The sequence below is a fragment of the Rheinheimera sp. genome (assembly GCF_030824435.1).
Taxonomy (GTDB): domain Bacteria; phylum Pseudomonadota; class Gammaproteobacteria; order Enterobacterales; family Alteromonadaceae; genus Pararheinheimera.
The window spans coordinates 1-16,644 of the sequence record NZ_JAVBXS010000037.1 but is presented as its reverse complement, the minus strand read 5'-3'; the positions used below and the strand labels follow the sequence as shown (position 1 = coordinate 16,644).

At 49.4% G+C, this 16,644-nt stretch carries 11 protein-coding genes; 5 read left to right on the top strand and 6 right to left on the bottom strand.

Annotated elements, in window-relative coordinates:
* Positions 1-193: 193 nt before the first annotated feature.
* The 5 genes from RCH83_RS09320 to RCH83_RS09300 all read right to left on the bottom strand — a co-directional run bounded on the left by RCH83_RS09320 (position 194) and on the right by RCH83_RS09300 (position 9,557).
* A complete protein-coding gene (locus tag RCH83_RS09320) occupies positions 194-2,776 on the bottom strand; it encodes a S8 family serine peptidase (RefSeq protein WP_306521293.1) in 2,583 nt (860 codons plus the stop codon).
* A gap of 522 nt (positions 2,777-3,298) precedes the next feature.
* A complete protein-coding gene (locus tag RCH83_RS09315; RefSeq protein ID WP_306521291.1) occupies positions 3,299-5,560 on the bottom strand; it encodes an arginine/lysine/ornithine decarboxylase in 2,262 nt (753 codons plus the stop codon).
* 340 nt (positions 5,561-5,900) lie between these two features.
* Entirely contained in the window at positions 5,901-7,031 is a 1,131-nt protein-coding gene (locus tag RCH83_RS09310) for a kelch repeat-containing protein (RefSeq protein ID WP_306521289.1), read from the bottom strand.
* 175 nt (positions 7,032-7,206) lie between these two features.
* Entirely contained in the window at positions 7,207-9,168 is a 1,962-nt protein-coding gene (locus tag RCH83_RS09305; protein WP_306521287.1) for an alpha-amylase family glycosyl hydrolase, read from the bottom strand.
* Between the two features lie 113 nt (positions 9,169-9,281).
* Positions 9,282-9,557, bottom strand: a complete 276-nt coding sequence (locus RCH83_RS09300) for a hypothetical protein (protein ID WP_306521285.1) — start codon at positions 9,555-9,557, stop codon at positions 9,282-9,284.
* Positions 9,558-9,733: 176 nt separating this feature from the next.
* Between RCH83_RS09300 and RCH83_RS09295 the strand changes: the two genes are divergently transcribed.
* The 3 genes from RCH83_RS09295 to RCH83_RS09285 all read left to right on the top strand — a co-directional run bounded on the left by RCH83_RS09295 (position 9,734) and on the right by RCH83_RS09285 (position 13,980).
* A complete protein-coding gene (locus tag RCH83_RS09295; protein ID WP_306521283.1) occupies positions 9,734-10,336 on the top strand; it encodes a hypothetical protein in 603 nt (200 codons plus the stop codon).
* 163 nt (positions 10,337-10,499) lie between these two features.
* The gene (locus RCH83_RS09290; RefSeq protein WP_306521281.1) at positions 10,500-12,239 is read left to right on the top strand and encodes a M28 family metallopeptidase; all 1,740 of its coding nucleotides are present in this window, start codon (positions 10,500-10,502) and stop codon (positions 12,237-12,239) included.
* A 70-nt stretch (positions 12,240-12,309) separates the two neighbouring features.
* A complete protein-coding gene (locus RCH83_RS09285) occupies positions 12,310-13,980 on the top strand; it encodes a M28 family metallopeptidase (protein ID WP_306521279.1) in 1,671 nt (556 codons plus the stop codon).
* Between the two features lie 151 nt (positions 13,981-14,131).
* Here the strand turns inward: RCH83_RS09285 and RCH83_RS09280 are convergent, their stop codons facing one another.
* Entirely contained in the window at positions 14,132-14,686 is a 555-nt protein-coding gene (locus RCH83_RS09280; RefSeq protein ID WP_306521277.1) for a nucleotidyltransferase family protein, read from the bottom strand.
* A 228-nt stretch (positions 14,687-14,914) separates the two neighbouring features.
* On the opposite strand from RCH83_RS09280, the gene RCH83_RS09275 reads away from it, so the two are divergent.
* Both RCH83_RS09275 and RCH83_RS09270 read left to right on the top strand, forming a co-directional pair.
* On the top strand, positions 14,915-15,496 hold the full coding sequence (locus tag RCH83_RS09275; RefSeq protein WP_306521275.1) for a hypothetical protein: 582 nt from the start codon (positions 14,915-14,917) through the stop codon (positions 15,494-15,496).
* A 176-nt stretch (positions 15,497-15,672) separates the two neighbouring features.
* Positions 15,673-16,644 (top strand): diguanylate cyclase domain-containing protein (locus tag RCH83_RS09270; protein WP_306521273.1); only part of this gene is annotated, 972 nt, incomplete at its 3' end.

Genomic DNA, 16,644 nt, shown 5'->3' with positions numbered 1-16,644 from the left:
TGAACCGATGTGTTCCCGCAAGCTGCTGCGCCAGAGCTTGTTGCAGGAGCGGTGGTGTCAGAGTCGTGGTTTAGCAGTCGTTCTGTAAGCGCTGTATCCAAAAGGAAAAGCCCGGTGCTAACACCGGGCTTTTTTATTCAGGTTGACTGTCACGCCGGCTTTTACCCTCGGGTTAGCCGCCGGCGTTTGACTGTTAAGGCCTGTTAATAGTGATCACCGGTGAAGTCCAGGTATTCCAGTGTGCAGCATTGTTTGGGTCGCCCAAAGCTTTTAACACTTTGAGTTCCAGTACATAACTGCCGTTAGGTACCATTTTGGTTTTACCTTTGCCACCATTGCTATGGATACGGGTACCATCCCAGCCAAAAGTGAAGAAACCAGTCGCAGTGCTGTTGCGTGGCAGGTACTCTTCAACGTTGGTTTTGTGGAATACCGGATGTACCGGAGTCATATTGCCCGCATGCAGGATATTCATTTCCATGTATTGCGCCTGATGTTCAAAATGCACCAGGAAGAATGGCATGTCGTCACCCTGCATGCTGAAGTTACAGTCGTCTACACACTTGTTGAAGAAACCGCCGTTCAGTTTTGCCGCCCATGGGAAACCACTGGCTGTTGGGGTGACAGTTGGGATCGCCTGATAATCACCAACAAAACCGGCAAATGGCACACGATAGACCTGACCTTCAGTGGTTGGGGTTAACACCACATAACCACCATACTGCCCATTAACCGGAGCAGTAGCCGGGTTAATGGTGACATCCACAGTAGCGCTGCCGCCGGCCGGAACTTCAACCGTTGGGCTGCTGAAAGTGACAGTGGCATTACTCAGGCTGGCCGAAGGCGTCACTACACCGCCTGTTGATAAGGCATTGACTGAACTCATGTTATAAGTCACTGCTTCAGCACCCGAGTTCTGAATAGTCAGACGTTGGGTAAATGCACCTGCTTCGCCTTCACCGGTGGCAATTTTAGCCGGAGTGACCAGGGTAGTTGCCAAAATACTGCCGGCAATATCCAGCATACCAGCACCCTGACGGTGCACCTGGTCGAGGTAACCTAAGCCTGGGCTGCCCTGCCAGTTTTTCGGATCTGCACTGTTTTGCAGAATGTCACGCACTGAAGCCGGTGCTGTGCCTGGTTTTGCTTGCAGTAACAAGGCCACTGAACCCGCCACATGAGGGGACGACATTGAAGTACCACCTAAAGTGGCAAAAGCGCCACTTTCCAGTGGGTAAGTTGAATAAATATTACCACCAGGAGCACCAATATCCGGTTTTAACGCCAGATCAGGCGACAAACCATAAGAGCTGAAGCTGGAGATCAGGCCACCAGTGGCTGATGGGAAGCTGCCACTGCGGTCAGTCCAGGTTAACACTGGAGCCGCCATAGCACGGATGGCATTGCCATCGGCCAGAGAAATACTGACCACAGGCTTACCATTTGGAATAGGTGCACCCAGAGTGCCACCAAATGGACCTGGTGCATTGTTAGAAATTAACACTGCATCAGCACCGGCATTAATAGCATTGGTTGCTTTCACGCCAAAAGCACAGGTGCCACGGGCTGCCAGCGCAATTTTGCCGGTTAAAGAACCAGCTGCCAGCGCAGAACAAGCTTCACCTACCGCAACAACTTCACCACCACCTGTAGTTGGAATAGGGGGTGAGAAGGTCATAGGCGCATAACCTACATCCTGACCATTGACTGTAGCCACCGACTGCAGCACATGGCTGTTATCAAATGAAGCCACACCAATCACATCTTTACCAAGGCCTGGAGCACCTGCTGAATACAAACCGCTGGCACCACTGTTACCAATAGAAGCAACCACCACCATGCCTTTGGCCACCAGACGGTCTGCCGCCTGAGCTGTTGGGTATTGTGGCCATTGGAAGGCCGAACCAATACTCATATTTAACACATGCATACCGTCGGCATAAGCACGTTCCATTGCGGCAATCATCACATCTGCTGTGGTGCTGCCATTACAACCAAACACCCGGTAAGCACCAAAAGTAACAGCTGGCGCTACACCTTTCACAGTGCCGTTGGCACCCACAATGCCGGCAACGTGGGTACCGTGGCCACCACAGTCGTCCGGATTATTATCCGGTGTTGTCACCGGGTTGTAACTTGGGCTGCTGGAGTCGGCGTTAAAAGCATCACCAACAAAGTCGTAACCATATTGCACCCGTGCTGTTGGGAAGCTGGTGGTGCCATTAGCGCCGCTGCCGCCAAAGTCAGGGTGGTCAATATCAATACCAGTGTCCATCACAGCCACTTTAATGCCGCTGCCGTCCAGACCCAGACTGTTTTGTGCAATGTTTGCACCTGTCATCGACAAGGCGGTTGCCATGTCACCGATAATACCTGTATTGATGGTTTCCGCTTTAGGTGCCTGAATGACTTCCACCGGATAAATTGCTTTAACACCATCAATTTGCATTAATTTAGCGCGCTCGCCCGGGCTGATTTCTACTGAAAAACCATTAAACAGGGTGTCAAAAGCACGACGTTCTTTAAAGTTCACACCAGCTTCGTTTGCTGCCTGACGAAAGGCAGTTTTGGCGGCCTGAACATTTTTTTTGCTGTTGCCTGAGGCAACGGGCTGGGCTGTCAGTTCAACAAACCACAGATTGCCACCTTCGGCTTCTGCAACGCTGACACTGCTGGCTTGTGCCTGGCCCATGCCAAGGCCGACCAGTAAGGCCAGGGTGCTGAGTTTTGTGAGGGGGTTGTGTTTGTATGAGGTATTGATATGACGCTGATTCAAAGTGCATTCCTCTATTGTTATGTTTTTATCGGCAGACAATGAACCCAACGGACCACAAGGATGGGCGGGCGCCCGATCCTTACCTGCTGAGTGCATGAAGCGAAAGCTTTGTGCATAAAATAAGCCACAGTCTGAGCATTAGAATTTAATAAAATACAAAACAATAAGTTACCCAACAGTGACAGCTGTAACTAGGCTTGTTGGTGTTGTTGCAAAAACAGCTTTTGTAAAAAAACCAGACAAATCATAATGTTATTATTGTTTTGTTATGGTTTTAATTTGGTTAATCAAAGATTAATTTGTGTGATATTGGGATGCTGCTGTGGTATCTGGGGTCAGCCTGGTCTGGTAAAAAGGACCAGGTGCTGCTGTGAGCGACAGTGCCCCTTGTGTTCAGCAGACGTTTTGTGGTGGAAAAACGCCGATAAAAAAGGCGCTGTTTTAACAGCGCCTTTGGCGTAGCAACAAGCTGTCAGTCAGAACACTACACAGCTACAGCACTATTGATTATTGACTGTTGGCTTAAGCCACACAGTCGACATAATACACTTTTTTGCCATCTATTTCGGTTGAAGCCAGGCCGTGAATATAAGTTTCAAAACCAGGGAACTTGCCGTTAAATTCACGGGCAAATTTTAAGTAGCTGACAATAGTTTCGTTAAAAACTTCGCCAGGCACCAACAGCGGAATTCCAGGTGGGTAAGGGGTCAGCATGACGGCTGTAATACGGCCGGTCAGTTCGTCCAGCGGCACCCGTTCGATTTTTTTGTGGGCCATGCGGGCAAAAGCATCGGCTGGTTTCATTGCCGGTACCATTTCTGACAAATACATTTCAGTGGTCAGTTTGGCAATGTTATTGGCGCGGTAAATGTCGTGAATTTGGTCACACAAGTCTTTTAAACCAATACGCTCATATTGTGGGAAAGCCTGAATAAACTCCGGTAAAACCCGCCATAAAGGGGCGTTTTTGTCGTAGTCGTCTTTAAACTGCTGCAGCGCTGTCACCATGGTATTCCAGCGGCCTTTAGTAATGCCGATGGTAAACATAATAAAGAAGCTATACAGGCCGGTTTTTTCAATCACCACACCGTGTTCAGCCAGATATTTGGCCACTATGGCTGCCGGAATGCCAGAGTCGGAGAAGTTGCCGTCAACATTCAGGCCAGGCGTTAAAATGGTGGCCTTAATAGGGTCGAGCAGGTTAAAACCTTCAGCGATAGGACCAAAACCATGCCAGTTTTCGTCGGCATGTAACATCCAGGATTCACGGCCATCTAAACCTTCGGCTGTTAAATCGTCCGGGCCCCAGACTTTAAACCACCAGTCGTCACCATATTCGTCGTCCACTTTGCGCATGGCACGGCGAAACTCCAAAGCTTCATCCAGCGATTCTTCCACCAGCGCAGTGCCGCCCGGCGCTTCCATCATGGCAGCTGCCACATCACAAGAGGCAATAATGGCGTATTGCGGACTGGTCGAGGTGTGCATCAGATAAGCTTCGTTAAACAAATTGGTGTCGAGTTTATTCTGATTGGCGTCCTGCACCAGAATTTGCGACGCCTGCGAAATACCGGCTAAAAGTTTATGGGTGGACTGGGTTGAAAACACCATCGAAGTGTCACAACGCGGCCGGCCTTCACCAATGGCGTGGTAATCCCCATAAAAATCGTGGAAAGCGGCGTGTGGTAACCAGGCTTCATCAAAATGCAGGGTTTCAATTTCACCATCGAGCAAGGACTTAATTTCTTCGACGTTATACAAGATACCGTCATAAGTACTTTGGGTAATGGTCAGCACCCTTGGTTTTACGTCCGGGTTGGTTTTTAATACTTCACGGATAAAAGGGTTGGCTTCCATTTTGCGGCGAATGGTAGCTGGTTCAAATTCGCTGCGCGGAATAGGGCCGATAATGCCGTAATGGTTGCGCGTTGGCATTAAAAACACCGGCAGCGCACCTGTCATCATAATGGCGTGCAAAATAGATTTATGGCAGTTACGGTCGACCACCACAATGTCGCCCGGCGCTACTGTGCTGTTCCAGACAATTTTGTTGGAGGTTGAAGTGCCGTTGGTCACAAAAAACAAATGGTCGGCGTTAAAAATGCGGGCGGCGTTACGCTCAGAAGCCGCAACAGGGCCTGTGTGATCCAGCAATTGGCCCAGTTCATCTACCGCATTACAAACATCGGCGCGCAGCATATTTTCACCAAAAAACTGGTGGAACATACGGCCAACCGGTGATTTTAAAAAGGCAACACCACCAGAGTGACCCGGGCAGTGCCAGCTGTAAGAGCCGTCCTGCGCATAATGGGTCAGGGCGCGGAAAAACGGTGGCGCCAGGCTGTCTAAATAACTTTTGGCTTCGCGGATAATATGGCGTGCCACAAATTCCGGCGTGTCTTCATGCATATGAATAAAACCATGCAGCTCACGCAAAATGTCATTAGGAATATGGCGGGCGGTGCGGGTTTCGCCGTACAGATAAATAGGAATATCCGGGTTGCGGTGGCGGATTTGTTCAACAAAACTGCGCAGTTGCGCCAGCACCGACTGGCTTTCTTCTTTGCTGCCGCTGCCAAATTCTTCGTCGTCAATCGACAAAATAAAACCGGCTGCGCGGCTTTGTTGTTGGGCGAATGAGGTTAAATCACCATAACTGGTGTAACCCACCACATCCATACCGGCCTTTTCAATAGCAGACGCCAGTTCGCGAATGCCGGAGCCGCTGGTGTTTTCCGAGCGGAAATCTTCGTCAATAATGACCAGAGGGAAATAAAAACGCATGTGGTGATTCCTCAATAAAGGAGCAAAAATAACAGCATCAACAACAGACTAGCAGCTTTATAAAAGCAAAAACGGCAGGCTGCATTGCTATGCAGTCTGTCCGGGTGCCAAAGCTGATTAAACGTCGGTCAGGGCCCCCGCGCCTTCAGGGGGTAAAAAACCTGCACACCATACCTGAAATCTGAGTTTTTTCCAGTGAAAATCTGCTAACAGTCCGGCTTTTTCAGAAAATAAGCCGCAACTTTTTTGTCATGTTACAGAAAATAGATATGTAAATTATCTGACTGCCCATGCAAAAGCCGGCGCTGTCAGCTAAGGCACAATAAGTAGCCACCACAGTTTAACGCTGGCTGCTTTTTGTCGTTGGCTGGGTGGGGCGGTATAGCTGCATTAACGCCGTGCTGTGTTTTAAGCCTTGTGTGGTGGCACCACCTAAAATATAAATTGCATCTTTGTCGGCCACAGCACCATGACCATGCCGGGCTGGCTGCATTTCACCGGCGCTCTGCCATTGTTTTGTAGTGATGTCAAAACGCCAAATCCCGGCAAAAACACCGCTTTTATTGTTGGCACCTTCACCACCAAAAGCATAAAGGTTGTTGCCGATGGCGGCAGCGGCAAGACCGGCCTGAGCTTGAGGCATATCATTGATGCTCTGCCAGCTTTGTGTGTTTGGGTCAAAACGGGCGCTGCCGGCCAGATTGCCAAGGTTGCGATGGCGGCCACCAACCCAATAAGCTTGTTGCTGCACCATAACAAGGGCTGCGCTGTTTCTGGCAGCTGCGACTGGTGCTAATTGCTGGGTCTGCAGGGTTTTGACGTTCAACACATAATGCACAGCAGTGTCCTGGTGATGGCCCCATTCGCTGTTGTCTTTGCCTTGTGGGCTTCGGCCCGACACCAGATGAATATGATCCCCCAACACAAAACTGACAGTTTCGGCCAAAGGTGCCGGCAACCTTGCCACTTTTTGCCAGTTTTTGCTGCCATTTGGCAGCTTTAACACATCGGCACTGGCCATCCAGTTGCCTTGTTGCCAGAAATCGCTGGCTTTGACTTGTGCATTTTGCTGTTGATTGTCGCTAAGCGCAGTATTGGCTGTCAGGCTTGTTGGGTTTTTGACAAAACCACCGATAATCCACAGCGCATCTTTGGTGCTGACCAGCATGGCATGATGGCGCGGCTCAGGCAGCTTGGGCCCCATCAGCCAACGGTTTTGTGCCGGGTTATAAATTTGCAGCGCATCCGTCATCTGGCCCTGTGCAAGCGGCAGGCTATCGCTTAAACCGCCCGCCACATAAATTTCGCCTTGATGTAATGTGGGGTAAATTTCCTGTACTGCGATAGGCATAGGCGCCAGAGTGGAAATTTCAAATGTGATGTCGGCTTTTGCCACTGCCTGGTTGAGCGTGCAGACAAAGCCGGCTGCACCCAGCAGCCATACCACCAATAACCGGCCTGATTTCAGCATTGTTGCTCCGCTTGATTGTATTGTGAGGATGATGTCTGAATGCAACTGACCAGCAGCATGAAAATAAATTCCCCGGCCAGTGTTTAATTTCAAGTGTTATCTGAGTTTTACAATAACAGCATCAAGCCATTGCCAAAAGTGACTTGATGCTGTTCCGTTTCTGCTGGCGTGGTTGTTAGCGCCCTTGTGCCGCAGTTGTTTTATGCTGCAGCACCACTGAAGCCAGTGGTGCTAATTGTAGTGTGAACGCCCCCTGCAGCGATCTCGCGTCAGTTTGAATGTGTAGTGACTGAGTCTGGCCTGTCAGTATATCGGTGAACTGGTATTCACCTTGTTGCCAGCCCCATTGTTGCAGCAGATCTGCCGGCAGTTGCAGGGTAAAACTGGCCTCGGTATCAGCAAAGTTAGCAACCACAACCAGCTTTTCCGCTGTGTTCCAGCGGGCAAAACTCAGTTGTTGTTCGCTATATTGGCTTTTGCTGTTGGCCTGGTTCTTGCCACTGGCCGCCAGGTTTGGCTGATGCAGGTTATAAAATTCAGCCTGAAGTGCGCTACTTTGGCTGCTGAAGCTCAGCAGTTTCTGGTAAAAATCACGCAGCTGTTTTTGCGCTGCTGTTAAGCCGCCGCCATCATACTTGCCGCCATTCAGCCAGCCTTGATGGGCAGGCACGCCCACATAATCAAAAATACTGGTGCGACTTGGTTTGCCAAAACCGGCGTCAAGCGCAGCTGCTTCACCCACTTCCTGGCCAAAATACAACAGAGTAGGGGCTTTGCCTATTAGGGTGGACACCACCATAGCGGGTTTGCCTTTTTGTGCAGAACCGGCAAACTCCGGGCTGGCAATACGCTGCTCGTCGTGGTTTTCTAAAAACTTCAACATATGCTGGTCGATATCGGCCACTTCGGCTTGTTTACCAAGCACCGAAGATGCCGTGCCTTTACCTTGCATCAACAGTTTCAGGCTGTCGTAAACCCCTACTTTGTCGTACAGATAATCCATTTTGCCAAGCTGGACATAATCGCGGTAAAGCTTGGGCTGATACACTTCGGCCAGCAACAAAGCATCCGGTTTTTTTAGTTTGATGTTGCTGTTTAAATAACTCCAGAATTCTACCGGCACCATTTCGGCCATATCAAACCTAAAACCATCGACGCCCAAATCCAGCCAGAACTGCGTGATATCGCGAAATTTCAGCCAGGAATTTGGCAGCTCTTTGCCTTGCCAGAAAGTGGCATGTTCAGCATAACTTTTTGTGTTGTATTCAGCGGGCAAGCGGTCAAAATCGTAACTGCCGTCTGGTTTGACACCATAGTTAATTTTAACTGTTTCGTACCAGTCGTTTTGGTCGGGTTTGGCAGCACGTGCGCCATTGCCGGTCCATTTGGCCGGCATTTCAGCAAATTTGCCATCAGCAAGCGGGTGAGCTTCACCGCCAAGTGGCTTGATATTGGTATCTGGCACCACAAAAGCCTGGCCAGGTACATAATAAAAGTTGTTGTGTTTGTGATATTCCAGCGTTGTGTTGTCGTCAGCGCCAAAATCATGCACGCCGTCAGGTTTGCCTAAAGACAGATAATGGCGCGCCACATGGTTGGGCACTATATCGATGATCACTTTAATACCCTGCTGGTGGGCGCGGTTTAACAGCGCTTTAAATTCATCCATACGGTTGGCCGGATCAACCGCCAGATCCGGATTGACGCTGTAATAATCTTTCACCGCATAAGGGGAGCCGGCACGACCTTTCACCACATCAGGGTCGTCATGGCTGATGCCATAAGCGCTGTAGTCAGCGACCAACGCATGGTGTGGCACCCCGGTTAACCATAAATGGCTGACGCCCATAGCTTTTAACGACAACAGTGCTGCGTCATTGATATCGTTAAATTTACCCACGCCATTTTGCGCTTTTGTGCCCCAAGGCTGATTGTTGTTGTTGCTGTTGCCAAACAGACGGGTAAAGGCCTGATAAATCACAACTTTACCTTGCGGCTTTTCAGCAATTTGATTTTTGGTGTCCTGAACCTGCAGTGGTTTACTCACTTGAGTTTCGGCTTTTTGTTCTGCTGCCGGCTGACAGCCCAGCAGCAATAAAGTGGCAATAGCTGATGATAAGTGTTTGAATTTGTTCATTTATATGATTCATTCGGCTAACTTGAGCTCCATGCTAGCATAAAGGCTGTTGCCGGCGTTGTTCCTGCAAACGTATGCAGCCGACCAGAGCGGTGAAGGGCCAGTGGTTGCGTTTAACTGGTAAAACGCCGGTCAATGGCGCTGATGTTGTCCAGCAGAGGGCTATTTTGCCAGTGCTCAGGCTCAGCAAAACTCAGTCGGGTGTCACTCTCAAGCACCAGCACAGCACCCTGATAACAAAAATACACCTGATGACCAAAAAAACTCACCGCCACCTGTAAACCATCCAGCTGATAACCCACGCCAAAAGGCGTGTCTGCAATCTGACCAAAAGTTTCTACTTTGGCAAAAACACTCAGCAGCAGCTGTGGCGCGGGCATGATCAACATAACAACAAGTTCTCAGCTTAGGGTATTGTTGAGTATGGGTGAGCAGCAAATGACTTGCCAACAAAGGCGATAGGCAACAAAGGCTTGATCCGGCGGTAGTTTTGGCGTGCTGACCGCTTTTATTTGCAGACTAAAAATGCACTTTGTATAGTCGGCGCAACTGAACAGGAGACTTTATGATTTTTTCCCGCTTTTTTACTCACAAAGCTTTATTGGGGGCTGTGTTGTTGTGTAGTGCCAACAGCGCTTTTGCTAATAACATAACAGCAACACAACAGCAGTTTTTTCAGAATCTTACCGCGCTTTGTGGCAAAGCTTTTGTGGGCACAGTTGTGAAAGGTAATGCCAGCGACGACAAAATGCGCAGCCAGCCACTGCTGATGCATGTGCGTGAATGCAGTGACACTGAAATTAAAGTGCCGTTCCATGTTGGCGAAGACAGATCCCGCACCTGGGTGATTAGTAAAACCGACACTGGCCTGAGATTAAAACACGATCACCGCCACAAAGACGGCAGTGCCGATAAAGTCACAATGTATGGTGGTGACACCACCACAACAGGCACTGCAGAACTCCAGCTATTCCCGGCCGACCAATATTCCAAAAACATGTTTATTGCCAATAAGATGGCCGTGTCCAACGGCAACACCTGGCTGCTGGAAATTCAGCCCGGCAAAATTTACCGTTATGGTTTAAAACGGGAAGGCCGTGAATTTATGGTGGAATTTGATTTAACCAAAGCAGTGACAGCACCACCGGCGCCATGGGGCCACAAATAAAACGCTTCCGCCCGACACTGTGATTCAGTCCGACAGAGCAGTTGCTGCGTTAGATGAACTAGCCAGTAGCTGCTGTGCTTTGTTAACATCCAACCGCCTGTGCTTTGAATGGCACAATCTATTCCAATAATAATGATGTGAATAACAATCCACCGGAGCTTTTATGAAAGCGAATTTTTGGTTATCAGGAACATCGCTGGCGCTTTCTGCCTGCCTTGGCCTGGCTGCTTGCTCAAAGCCGCCAACGCCTGCAGAAGAAAACAAAGCAGCACCAGCAGCTGCCACAGCAAGTGCCGAAAGCACTGCACCGGCCGCCACAGCAGCCGCTAATACCGCACTGCCAGACTCTTTAATGAACCCAAAACTGGGTGAATATATTAAAACTTTGTCGTCAGATGAATTTCAGGGCAGGGCGCCGGCCACCAAAGGTGAAGAACTCACTTTGGCTTATATCTCTGACCATTTTAAAAACATCGGTTTAAAACCGCTGGTCGGCGACAGTTTTGTGCAGCCGGTGCAACTGGTGCAAATTGACCCGAAAGAAGTGTCAGACATGACTTTTAGCGGTGACAAAGCGCCGGCGCCTTTTAAATACCGCGACCAGATGTTTACCTGGACCACCCGCGTCACTGAGCTTTCAGAAGTGAAAGAATCCGACATGGTGTTTGTGGGTTACGGCATAGTGGCGCCTGAATACAACTGGAACGACTATGAAGGCCTGGACGTAAAAGGCAAAACAGTGGTGATGTTTGTCAACGATCCTGGTTTTGCCACTAAAGATCCGGCGCTTTTTACCGGTAATGCCATGACCTATTACGGTCGTTGGACTTACAAGTTTGAAGAAGCGGCCCGTCAGGGCGCAGCTATGGCGCTGATAGTTCATGAAACCGAAGCTGCTTCTTATGGCTGGCATGTGGTTGCCGGCGGTTCTGCCACCAAGTTTGACTTAATTAACCCCAACAAAAATGCCGATCGCTCCGCCATTGAAGGTTGGGTCACCACAGAGTCTGCCAATACACTTTTTGCCACTATTGGCGAAGATATTGAATCTATGCGTAAAAAAGCGCTGAGCAAAGATTTTGCGCCAGTGCCGCTGAATATCAAAGCTTCTGTTTCGGTAAAAAGTAACGTGCGTGAATTAACATCAGGCAACGTCGCTGGTTTTATTGAAGGCACAGAAAAACCGGATGAAGTGGTGCTGTATATGGCGCACTGGGATCATCTGGGCGTGGACTTTTCTAACCCGAAAAATAAAGTCTTTAACGGTGCTGTGGACAACGCTTCAGGCACTGGTGGTTTAATGGCCCTGGCTGAATATTATGCCTCCCAGCCAAAACCAAAACGTAGTGTAGCTTTTGTTGCTGTCACCGCTGAAGAACGTGGTTTATTAGGTTCGGCCTGGTATGCAAAAAACCCATTGTTCCCACTGAATAAAACCATCGCTGGTATCAATATGGACGTGATGAACGTTAATGGTCCGATGAAAGATATGGTGGTGGTTGGCCATGGCAACTCAGAGCTTGAAGTGATTTTAGAAAAATACACCAAAGAGCAAGGCCGTTATATTGCACCTGAGCCAAATCCGGCAGCTGGTTCTTATTACCGCTCAGACCACTTTAACCTGGCCAAAGCCGGTGTACCTATGTTGTACGCCAAAGGCGGCGTGGATAGTGTTGCCAACGGCAAAGAGTGGGGTTTAGAGCAAGCGAAGAACTTCAACACTTGTTGTTACCACAAAGTGGAAGATGAATATAACGACAGCTGGGATTTAAGCGGCGCGCAGCAGGATTTATTCCTGTATTACCGTGTTGGCCGCGACCTCGCCGACTCGAACGCCTGGCCAAACTGGTATGAAGGCAAAGAGTTTAAAGCAGCACGGGATGCATCTTTAGCCGGCAAATAACGGCAGCTTTGATAAAAACGGCGGTTGGTACCGCCGTTTTTTTTCGTGAACCGAAAAAGGGGGGAAGAAAATGCAGAAAAAAATGATGTTTTATTCAGGCCTGTTCTTGCTGATATTCAGCTGGCCTGGGGTTGGATCTGGCGCGGCAACTGCGGCAGAAACTGCGACAGCGCAGCTGCAGCAAACAGAATTTAATGCAAACTTTGGCCGTTATTTTGCCGAAGTAGCGTCCGATGAGTTGCAGGGCAGAGCACCGGCAACTGTGGGGGAAGAGCGCACTGTTGCTTATATAGAGCAACACTTTCAACGTCTTGGCTTGCAAAGTTTTGCCAAACAAAGTTACCGCCAGGCAGTGCCTGTGGTGCAGATTGACCCTGTGGCTGTATCCAGCTTGCAACTCAGTGGCGACAAGCTTCCGAAAGCGCTGAGCTATAAAAGCCAGATGATGGCCTGGTCGACCCGGATGTTGCCTGAAGTATCGGTGCAAAACAGCGACATGGTGTTTGTTGGTTACGGCATAGTGGCGCCTGAATACGGCTGGAACGACTACAAAAATGTCGATGTAAAAGGCAAAACTGTGGTGATTCTGGTGAACGATCCGGGTTTTGCCACCGGCAATGCCAAACTTTTTACCGGCAAAGCCATGACTTATTACGGCCGCTGGACGTACAAATTTGAAGAAGCGGCCAGACAAGGTGCTGCTATGGCGCTGATAGTGCACGAAACCGATGCCGCTGCTTATGGCTGGAATGTGGTGGCAGGCACCAGCCCGATCCGTTTTGAGTTAAGCGCTCCTAACAAAAATATGCACAAAGCTGCAGTTGAAGGTTGGTTGACCACTGAAAGTGCCGAGCAGATTTTTGCTGCCCGTGGCCACAGTCTGCAAAGTTTGCGTGCCAAAGCTATTCAAGCTGATTTCCAGGCGATACCGCTAGATGGCAAAGCGTCGATTCAAATTAAAAATCAGCTCAGGGAAATCGATTCACACAATGTGATTGGGTATATCAAAGGCAGCGAAAAACCGGATGAAGCCGTGCTTTATATGGCGCATTGGGACCACTTTGGCCTCGATTTCAGTCGCAAAGAAGACAAAATTTTTAACGGCGCTCAGGACAATGCCGGTGGTATTGCCGGTTTGCTGGCGCTGGCGGAAAAGTTCAGCCAGGGCGTCGCGCCAAAACGTTCAGTGGTGTTTATTGCCGTCACAGCTGAAGAACGTGGCATGTTGGGCTCGCGCTGGTACGCTGCCAACCCGCTGTTTCCGCTGTCGCAAACAGTGGCGGGCATTAACATGGATGTGATGAACGTGTATGGCCCGATGCGGGATGTGCAGGTGTTTGGCTATGGCGCCTCTGAACTTGAACCTCTGTTGGATAAATACGCCAAAGCACAGGGCCGGTATATCGGGCCCGAGCCAACCCCTGAAGATGGTTTTTATTACCGCTCAGACCATTTCCAGCTGGCGCGTTTTGGGGTGCCTATGTTGTATGCCAGAGGGGGGGTCGACAGCTTTTTGCATGGCAAAGCATGGGGCCTGGCAAAAAGGCGTGATTACACCGCCAACTATTACCATAAAGTAAATGATGAATTTAGTCCGGCCTGGGACCTGCGTGGTTCACAACAGGATTTATGGTTGTATTATCAGGTGGGTACCGAACTTGCCAATTCTGCCCTGTGGCCAAACTGGTATGAAGGCAAAGAGTTTAAAGCAGCGCGGGATCTGTCGCGATCAACAAAATAACAAGGCGCAGCAGCTGCCATCTGTTATTGAGCTTATTGTCAGTGTTCAGCGGCAATCATCTGGCCGCTGAGCACTGTTGTTGCCAGTAAAAGCCCGACCCATATCCGCTCCGGTTGACCTTAACCGCCAGTCTGATGGTGTAAAACGCCGTTTATTCAGCTGTGATAAGCCGCAATTTTGGCCAGAGTTGCAGCCAGCCTTTTTGTTGTATTCTTTGTTGAAAAAGTGCCGGTCTTGGATTGAGCGGATTGATCTTAAGCTCCAGTGACCAGTTGTGTTGTAAACCAAAAGTGCTGTAATAACTGAAGCTACCGTCAGCTTCTAACCGTACACCAACACAAGTTGGCACTTCTACCCATTGTTGAATGCCTTCGGCACAATTTTGATAAGGTTGATGCTGATGATACAGATGCATTCTGGCCTGATTTTTTACTTCCCACTGTACATCTGGCATTAAGGTGCTGAGCATTGTTGTATAACGTTGTTCTGCACTGATGCTGAGATCGGTGGCGTCAAAATAGACTAAATCTATGTCATTCAGTGGGGTTGCAGTTGCATGCTGGTGCAGGTGATCCCAGATGGCATTACGCAAAAATCCGGCGCCCAGATACCAATCCGTCAGTTGCAGCGACAAAGCAGCCTGCAGGCAACGCAACCGAAAAGCATCTTTTTGTAATAACAAGCTGGTGGCGGCCTGATAATCCATGGTTGTTGCCTGTTAAATAGCATAAAGACCGGATTGTAAGTTGAGCTACAGCCTGGTTGCAACGCTGCTTGAGGCAAGCACGTCATGGCAAAGGCCGGATCTGGCTGTTATGGCGCATATCAGCTACACCTATGCCAGCGCTGTTGTCGCCTTTGGTACCCTGATGCCCCACAGCGCTTTGCCATCAGTCCGGCCGGAAGATGGTGTTGGTTATTTACCGGAGCCGTTATGTCGACCACAGATTTATTTGTTGAACTTATTGTTGTTGGGCTGGGCGCTTTTGGCGCTCTTGCCATGTTATTGCTCGCTGTGTTGGGGGTTGACCCTTCGCTGTTACAACAGCTACTGGCAGAGCCGGCCGCTGCATTGCCTGCGCTGGTGCTGATTTATCTGCTTGGCATAGTGACTGACCGTTTTGCCGACAGGTTGTTTAATCTGTGGTGGGTTGAGCACAAACAACAACAGCTGTATCCGGGCGGACAGGCGCAGTTTCATCTGGATAAAACTCTGGTGCTGGCGCAGTCGGAGCGTTTTGCCCAGTTGTATGAATACAGCAGAAGCAGGCAGCGTATTTGCCGGGGCTGGGCTTTTAACGGGGTTTTGTTGTTATTGACGGCGGAGCTGTTGTTATTTTGCCGTTTTAACCACCTAGCCAAGCTGCCTGTGCTGGCAACCACAGTGGCTTTGTTAATGCTGGTGCTGGTATTTTGCTGTTGGCAGGCCTGGCAGCTGATGGTCAACACTGAACTTAAACGGGTGCAGGAACAAGCCAGCTTATTGCGCCGGCAGCAAGGTGAAATTCTGTTGTGATTGCCTTTAGCCAGAGGCTATAACGACATCACCTGATGCCACCACAGCTTTTTGGCAGGGCTGGCGCTGCACATCCTGATTGAAAAATAATCAGATGGCTGATTTTCTTTGCAAAATCAGGCTTTATCAGCAAAATCAGAACTATCTTTACAACATTAGATAAACGCAGTGGGTTGGTGTTGTTTTTTATGCTGGAAAAATTGGCTGAGCCGGTCGGTGCTGCAGATCCGTTGCAACAACTGAACGGTTTTCGTTTAAAACGCCTGCTGCAAATTATAGCGGTGTCTTTTGTTGGTCTGGTGCTGGCCATGGCGGTTGCTGCCGGCAGCACCAAATTATGGCTGCTCGGTGGTTGTCTGGCACTGGCTGTGGCCGGCGTGGTGGCTTGTTATCACAAAACCCTGCTGGCGGCTTATATTCTGCTGTGGTCGCTGGTGTTAATGTTATCTGGCCTCGCTTATACCAATGGCGGCTTGCACGATATCGCTATTTTTGGTTACCCCTGTGTGTTGGTGTATGCCGCCATTCTTGGCAGCAATGGGTTGTTTTTGTCTTTGTTGCTGTATTGCCTTGGCTTTTGTGGTCTGTTGGCATTGCTTAGCATGCAAGGTGTACTGGTGAACCAGCTCCAGACCGTCGGCTGGAACAGCCTTGTTTACGTGGCCGTTATTTTATTAATCACTGGCTTTAGTGTGTTTTTGCTGACCAAGGATCTGCGCCGTTTATTACAGTCGTTGCAACTTGAAAACGAAAGGGTAAAGCAAAGTCAGCTGGAAATTGAACGACTGGCACATCATGACAGACTCACAACTTTACCCAATCGTATTTTGGCCGAACTCAGTTATCAGCAATTGTTAAAACAATGCCGTGACCAACATCAGCGTCTGGCGGTGTTGTTTCTGGATCTGGACAACTTTAAACCTGTAAACGATTCGCTCGGCCATTCGGCCGGTGATTTGGTATTGCAGCAGCTGGCGCAGCGGTTGTTGGCGGTGATGCCCCAAGAGGCGGTCTTAAGCCGCTTTGGTGGTGATGAATTTTTAGTCCTGGTGCCATCCTGCAGTGATGATGGCAAACTGGCTTTATTGGCCAAAGCCATGATTAACCAAACCTGCAGCCCTTTTTATGTGATGCAAACCCATATTGAA